The following is a 6,242-nucleotide window of genomic DNA, read 5'->3' on the forward strand; positions in this document are numbered from 1 at the left end:
ACGATCAGGCTTGATACAAATGATTGGTCTCTAATTCTTTCTCCCCTGCTCTTGGTGCTCCTGAAGCTGCCCACCATAATCTAACCTTAAAGTGAAACGGTATAAGAGGCTGACTACCAACTGCCATAACAGTGTCATTCACAAGTTTTTGCAGTTGGATCAATGACAGCAAAATCTTTAACTTTATCTAGAAGGACACAATGATGAAACCAGGAAATTTGTGCAGTGGGCTGCTGCACAATGAGAACTTCCCGTGAAAAGTCAGCCAGAGGTATGAGGTTAATGCGTTTTTTAATTGTATCCATCAACACAAAACTAATTGTTCTAAATTCTAACTTTTGTATAACTCTTAAAAACAGGTAATTAAATCTAAAGAAGGGGGTTAAATAGTTCTTCTTAAAGAGAATATTGATTCATCAACTCAAATCACTGTGTTCTTTGTATCAACTCAAGAGTTTCAACAGTTATGTTGTTTCAACAAAAGGGAGCATCCCAATGCATGCAAAAACACCTGGCGAATAGAATTCGCGCGCCAGGTGCTTCAAGTCGGGCATTGCCCGCCCAACGCACTGGCTTGGCTATACAGACAAAGCCTGCCTCCGCAGGCTAGATGTATTAGTCCTTGCCTTGCGGACTTGGTTTGTATAGCCCCAGACTTCCAGTCTGAGGGGAATTTACATATTTGGGATGCTCCCCAACAAAAGCTTGAACAGATGAGGGTGTACCTAACTCAAACTCTAAGTGAATATGAGGTAACTTCAGCAAATTTTGGTTGATATTTTCACTCCAGAGATACTAAAAAGTAGTACCTATGAAACTGAAGCCAATAAATCAGCAGGTTGTTTCGGTCGTTGGAGCTGCCAGCGGTATCGGACGTGAGACAGCCCTCCAATTTGCCAGACGAGGAGCAAAGGTCGTTGTCTCAGCTCGCAGTCAGTCGGGGTTAGAGTCCTTAGTGAAGGAGATTCGGGGCTTTGGCGGTGAGGTAAGCGCTATCGTCGCCGATGTAGCAGACTTTGAGCAAGTTAAGGCGATCGCATCCCATACCGTAGAACAGTATGGGCGACTTGATACCTGGGTGCATGTCCCCGCTATCGGCATTTTTGCCACATTCGAGAACACCACTCCACAAGAGTTTAAGCATGTTATTGATATCAGCTTGATGGGGCAGGTATACGGTGCGATGGCAGCACTACCCCATCTCAAGCGTGAAGGGCGGGGGGCGCTGATTCACATCTCGTCAATGGAAGGTAGGCGATCGCTTCCATACCAAAGTGCGTACTCCTCAGCCAAGCACGGAGTTGAGGGCTTTATTGAAGCTATGCGCCTCGAACTGCAACATGAGAAAATCCCCATTAGTGTGACGAGTATAAAGCCAGCGGTGATTAATACTCCCTTCTGGAACAATGGTCTAACAAAGTTAGGCGTCAAGCCAGCAGGTATACCACCCTACTACGATCCCAGGTTGGTGGCTGAGGCGATTCTCTACGTTGCTGAACATCCCACCCGCGATTTCTTAGTTGGAGATGTGGCAAAATTGTTAGATTTTTTACAACGCTTATCGCCATCCTTAGTAGATTCACTGTTACTGCTCATCGGCTTCCAGTTGCAGCATAGTTCCGAACCGAAGTCTGAAGATGCCCCCAACAATTTTTCCCAGCCTGTTCCAGCACACGACAGAGTTGACGGAGACTATGGTCACCTGGTGATACCAAGTGTTTCTGACTGGCTGGATAAAAATCCAGTGCTGCAGTGGGGTGCGATCGCGAGTACGGCTATATTAGCGTTGCTAGCGATACAAGCATTCACAAATCAAAAGTAAATCTAAGTGTAGATAGAAGAAGCATTAAAAGTAACATTCAATTCTCAGTCAATGCAAACCGTAGATGTTGTCATTATTGGAGCAGGTCACAACGCCTTAGTTTGTGCCGCTTACCTCCTGAAGGCAGGTTACACTGTTTTGCTCCTAGAAAAAAACTCAATTCCCGGAGGCGGGGCAACCACAGAAGAAAGGATGCCTCAAGAAGCTGCTGGCTTTAAATTCAATCCCTGCGCTATTGACCACATTTTTATCCACTTGGGACCAATAGTTCAAGAACTAGAGCTCAACAAGTATGGTCTGGAATATCTTTTCTGTGACCCGACAATTTTTTGTCCTCATCCTGATGGAAGATATTATCTTGCTCATCGTTCCGTTGAGAAAACCTGCGCGGAGATTCAACGCTACAGCCCCAGCGATGCCAAACAATACGCCGAATTCATAGATTTCTGGCAGCGAGTCACCAACGTCTTGATTCCCGTGTTCAACGCACCACCCAAGTCTCTGCTTGATGTGAGTGGGAATTTCGACCTTGGCAAGCTCAAAGATCTCTTTTCGCTAATCGGTCCGCCGGATAAAGTATTAGACTTTATACGGACGTTGTTCAGCAGTGCAAAAGACCTGGTAGAGGGATATTTTGAGGAAGAATTTGTCAAAGCTCCCTTAGCAAGACTGGCAGCAGAAATGAGCATGCCTCCTTCGCAGAAAACGAGTGGAATTGGTGGGATTATGGCGGCAATGCGTCACAATCCCGGTGTTGCTAGACCTAAGGGCGGTACAGGGGCATTAACGCAGGCATTGCTAAATTTGGTGAAGAGTTTGGGTGGAGTCGTTCTGACTGACCAGCAAGTTGATAAAGTTTTGGTGGATAATAATCGAGCAGTAGGAGTGCGAGTTAAGGATAAAACAGAATACCGAGCCAACCGAGGTGTGATTTCCAGTATTGATGCCAAGCGTCTGTTTTTGCACTTGATGGACGCAAGCGACGTAGATGCTGCTGATCCAAACTTGTGCGATCGCTTGGAAAAACGGATTGTTGACAACAACGAGTCCATTCTCAAAATCGATTGTGCCTTATCTGAAGCTCCCCGCTTTGAGCATCACAATCACAAAGACGAGTATCTGCTTGGTTCGGTACTTATTGCTGATTCAGTCGATCATGTTGAAGTAGCTCATACAGACTGCCAGCTTGGAAAAATTCCCGATGAAAATCCTTCGATGTTCCTGGCAGTTCCCACAATGCTCGATCCATCAATGGCACCAGACGGCAAGCACACGCTGTGGATTGAATTTTTTGCACCCTATCAAATTAAAGGTGCAGAGGGTACAGGTCTCAAGGGCACAGGATGGACTGACGAACTAAAACATAAAGTTGCTGAGCGCGTCCTCAATAAATTAGCAGACTATGCACCTAATCTCAAGAACTCTATCATCGCTCGTAACGTCGAAAGCCCCGCCGAACTAGCAGAACGGGTGGGATTCCTCAAAGGCAATTACTACCATCTAGACATGACATTTGACCAAATGGTATTCTTCCGCCCCTTGCCGGAATTAGCCAACTACACAACTCCAATTGAAGGTCTGTTTCTCACAGGCGCGGGAACTCATCCAGGGGGAGCAATTTCGGGGATGCCTGGACGCAACTGCGCTCATGTCTTTCTACACAAGCAGCACCCAGTGCAAGAGACATTAGCTGATGCTGGGAAGTTTTTTAAATCCACGGCACAGTCTATCTTGAATATCCAGTAACAGGCAACTCATTCGCCACAACTCAACCTGAAATCACCGCAATACACTCAATCTCCACCAACACATCCTTAGGTAAACGCGATACCTGCACACACGCACGCGCTGGCGCTGTCGCCTCATCAAAAAACTTTGCATACACCGCATTCATCGCCGCAAAATCATTCATATCTGCCAAGAACACAGTCGTTTTGACGACATCCTCAAAAGTCGCCCCACTAGATGTGAGAATCGCCTCTAAATTTGCCATCACCTGTTGAGTCTGCCCAGTCACATCCCCTTCACCAACAATCTTTCCTGTACTAGGATCAAGAGGAATTTGCCCAGCCACAAAAACCAATTCACCAGAAGCAACAATCGCTTGATTATATGGTCCCACTGGAGCAGGTGCTTTATCAGTACGAATAACCCTTCTACTCATTTCTCTTCTTCGCGCCCTTTGCGTCTTCGTGGTTTAATTTTTAAAATACTTAACCCAACCTGGGACGTATCCCATAATGCCGATAACGCCAGTAATCCTGCAAAATCTTATCATGGTCAAAACACAGATTACCAGGAACACGCCAAGACTCAAAAATTCCTATACCCTTAGCATCATCGCCCGCCTGAGGTGTACCCGTCGCCGTTGCCAGAAACACAACGCTTAATGTGTGCTTCCGGGGGTCACGATTAGGATCAGAATACACGTGAAATTGTGAAATCAACTCCACTTGTAAGCCCGTCTCTTCCAAAGCCTCACGCCGCGCCGCTATCTCCACAGATTCCCCGTAATCTACAAAACCACCAGGAATAGCCCAACCTAAAGGGGAATTAAGTCGCTCAATTAACACTATAGGTCGATGAGGACGGTCAATCAATTCGATGATGATATCAACTGTCGGAGCAGGATTTCGGTAAGTCATTAGTTATTTAACCATTGGACTTTGGACAAATGACAAAGGACGACCAACACGAGTTTACTTCATTTACGTACGCGTAGTTACTGTTCCGTGATAAATTCAATGCGATGCCCCTGCGGGGCGACGAGAAAGCTGGAGCATCGCCTATGGCGAGCGCTCTGCGCCATCGCAAGAGCATGTAGTAACGCTCATTTGTTTGCTCATTAACAATAGACTTCAGTATGCCTTTTCCCAGATCCAGCGGTATTTTGCTACATCCTACTTCCTTTCCCAGCCGATTTGGCATAGGGGATTTAGGAATCGAAGCGTATCAATTCATTGATTTTCTCAGACAGAGCTGCCAACAATTTTGGCAAGTACTACCTCTAGGACCAACTGGATATGGTAACTCTCCTTATGCTTGTTATTCAGCAATGGCTGGAAATCCCATGCTCATTAGTCCAGAAAAACTGGTAGAACAGGGAATGCTCACTCAGGAGGACTTTGCTAATTTACCAGCATTTGAGGAGTCTAAGGTAGATTACGAGAAAGTCATACCCATTAAGATAGGACTTTTAAAAAAAGCCTGCGAGAATTTTAAAGATAAAGCAACACCCTTACAGCAGAAGGAATTCGCTGGTTTTTGCGACAGCAAAGCTTATTGGCTAGAGGATTATGCCTTATTTATGGCGCTCAAAGATACTCATGATGGAACAAGCTGGCATACTTGGGAGCCAGAACTTGCCAAGCGTACACCAGAAGCCATAGAGCAAGCACGGCGGCAGTTGACTACTGAGATTTTTTATCACAAATTTACTCAGTACGAATTTTTCCGCCAGTGGTCACAACTCAAAAGCTATGCCAATATGAGCGGTATTCAGATTGTTGGCGATATTCCTATTTATGTAGCTCATGATAGTGCTGACGTGTGGTCTCATCCCGATATTTTTTGTTTAGATGAAGAGACGGGAGAAGCCGCATTGATGGCAGGAGTTCCACCAGATTACTTCAGCGTCACTGGTCAATTATGGGGTAACCCCATTTATAACTGGGAGGAATTGAAAAAACAAAACTTTCAGTGGTGGGTAGGACGCTTTGAGGCGATGCTGGATTATATAGATGTTATCCGGGTTGACCACTTTCGAGGGTTTGAAGCTTACTGGGCTGTGAAAAAAGGGGAAAAAACAGCCGTTAATGGAGAATGGATAAAAGCTCCCGGAGAAGAGTTGTTTGAGGCAATTAAACAGCAATTGGGTAAATTACCTGTAATGGCGGAGGATTTGGGAGTTATTACGCCAGAGGTAGAAGCGCTGCGAGATAAGTATGAATTTCCTGGAATGAAAATTTTGCAGTTTGCCTTTAGTTCTGATCCAGGGAACCCGTTTTTACCTTTCAATTATTCACGCAATTGTATCGTTTACACCGGAACTCACGACAACGACACAACCATCAGCTGGTTCAATTTGGCGTCAGATTACGAAAAGCAAAACTTATTGCTTTACTTGGGTTGTCAAAGTCCTGAAGGTATCCATTGGGATTTGATTCGACTTGCGATGACTTCTGTGGCGAATCAAGCAATTATTCCCTTACAGGATGTTTTGGGTTTAGGAGGTGAAGCGCGGATGAATTTCCCCAGTAAAGCTGAAGGAAACTGGGAGTGGTGTTATCAAGCGAATGCTTTGACTCAGGAATTGAGCGATCGCCTACAAACTCTCACCAAGTTAAGTGGACGTGCGCCTCAACCTAAGTGAGGACAAGGAGGAGTACGGGAAGTAGGGGAAGTAGGGGGAGTGGAGGGA

6 protein-coding genes are annotated in these 6,242 nt (G+C 45.6%); 3 read left to right on the forward strand and 3 right to left on the reverse strand.

Annotation, left to right across the window (positions count from 1 at the left end):
* Window positions 1–134: 134 nt before the first annotated feature.
* Window positions 135–305 carry a hypothetical protein gene (locus DP117_RS22930; protein ID WP_169220533.1) on the reverse strand — a complete coding sequence of 57 codons (171 nt, stop codon included), beginning with the start codon at window positions 303–305 and terminating at the stop codon, window positions 135–137.
* A gap of 506 nt (window positions 306–811) precedes the next feature.
* Here DP117_RS22930 and DP117_RS22935 point away from each other — a divergent pair.
* Together DP117_RS22935 and crtO are read left to right on the forward strand one after the other, a co-directional pair.
* A complete protein-coding gene (locus DP117_RS22935; protein ID WP_169220551.1) occupies window positions 812–1,822 on the forward strand; it encodes an SDR family oxidoreductase in 1,011 nt (336 codons plus the stop codon).
* A 51-nt stretch (window positions 1,823–1,873) separates the two neighbouring features.
* A complete protein-coding gene (gene crtO, locus DP117_RS22940) occupies window positions 1,874–3,568 on the forward strand; it encodes a beta-carotene ketolase CrtO (protein ID WP_169220552.1) in 1,695 nt (564 codons plus the stop codon).
* A gap of 22 nt (window positions 3,569–3,590) precedes the next feature.
* Here crtO and DP117_RS22945 read toward each other — a convergent pair whose 3' ends face one another.
* Both DP117_RS22945 and DP117_RS22950 read right to left on the reverse strand, forming a co-directional pair.
* Window positions 3,591–3,986, reverse strand: coding sequence for a RidA family protein (locus DP117_RS22945; protein WP_169220553.1), 396 nt, complete (start codon window positions 3,984–3,986; stop codon window positions 3,591–3,593).
* Window positions 3,987–4,035: 49 nt separating this feature from the next.
* Window positions 4,036–4,467 carry an NUDIX hydrolase gene (locus DP117_RS22950; protein WP_169220554.1) on the reverse strand — a complete coding sequence of 144 codons (432 nt, stop codon included), beginning with the start codon at window positions 4,465–4,467 and terminating at the stop codon, window positions 4,036–4,038.
* Between the two features lie 218 nt (window positions 4,468–4,685).
* Between DP117_RS22950 and malQ the strand changes: the two genes are divergently transcribed.
* Complete coding sequence (malQ, locus tag DP117_RS22955; RefSeq protein WP_169220555.1) at window positions 4,686–6,194, forward strand: 4-alpha-glucanotransferase; 1,509 nt, start codon at window positions 4,686–4,688, stop codon at window positions 6,192–6,194.
* The last annotated feature ends 48 nt before the right edge of the window (window positions 6,195–6,242 follow it).

Origin of the sequence: Brasilonema sp. UFV-L1 (assembly GCF_012912105.1) — a bacterium.
Lineage (GTDB): Bacteria > Cyanobacteriota > Cyanobacteriia > Cyanobacteriales > Nostocaceae > Brasilonema.

Coding starts and splice junctions, on each gene's coding strand:
- DP117_RS22930 (WP_169220533.1), bottom strand. CDS start 305: ATGGATACAATTAAAAAACGCATTAACCTCATACCTCTGGCTGACTTT.
- DP117_RS22935 (WP_169220551.1), top strand. CDS start 812: ATGAAACTGAAGCCAATAAATCAGCAGGTTGTTTCGGTCGTTGGAGCT.
- crtO (WP_169220552.1), top strand. CDS start 1,874: ATGCAAACCGTAGATGTTGTCATTATTGGAGCAGGTCACAACGCCTTA.
- DP117_RS22945 (WP_169220553.1), bottom strand. CDS start 3,986: ATGAGTAGAAGGGTTATTCGTACTGATAAAGCACCTGCTCCAGTGGGA.
- DP117_RS22950 (WP_169220554.1), bottom strand. CDS start 4,467: ATGACTTACCGAAATCCTGCTCCGACAGTTGATATCATCATCGAATTG.
- malQ (WP_169220555.1), top strand. CDS start 4,686: ATGCCTTTTCCCAGATCCAGCGGTATTTTGCTACATCCTACTTCCTTT.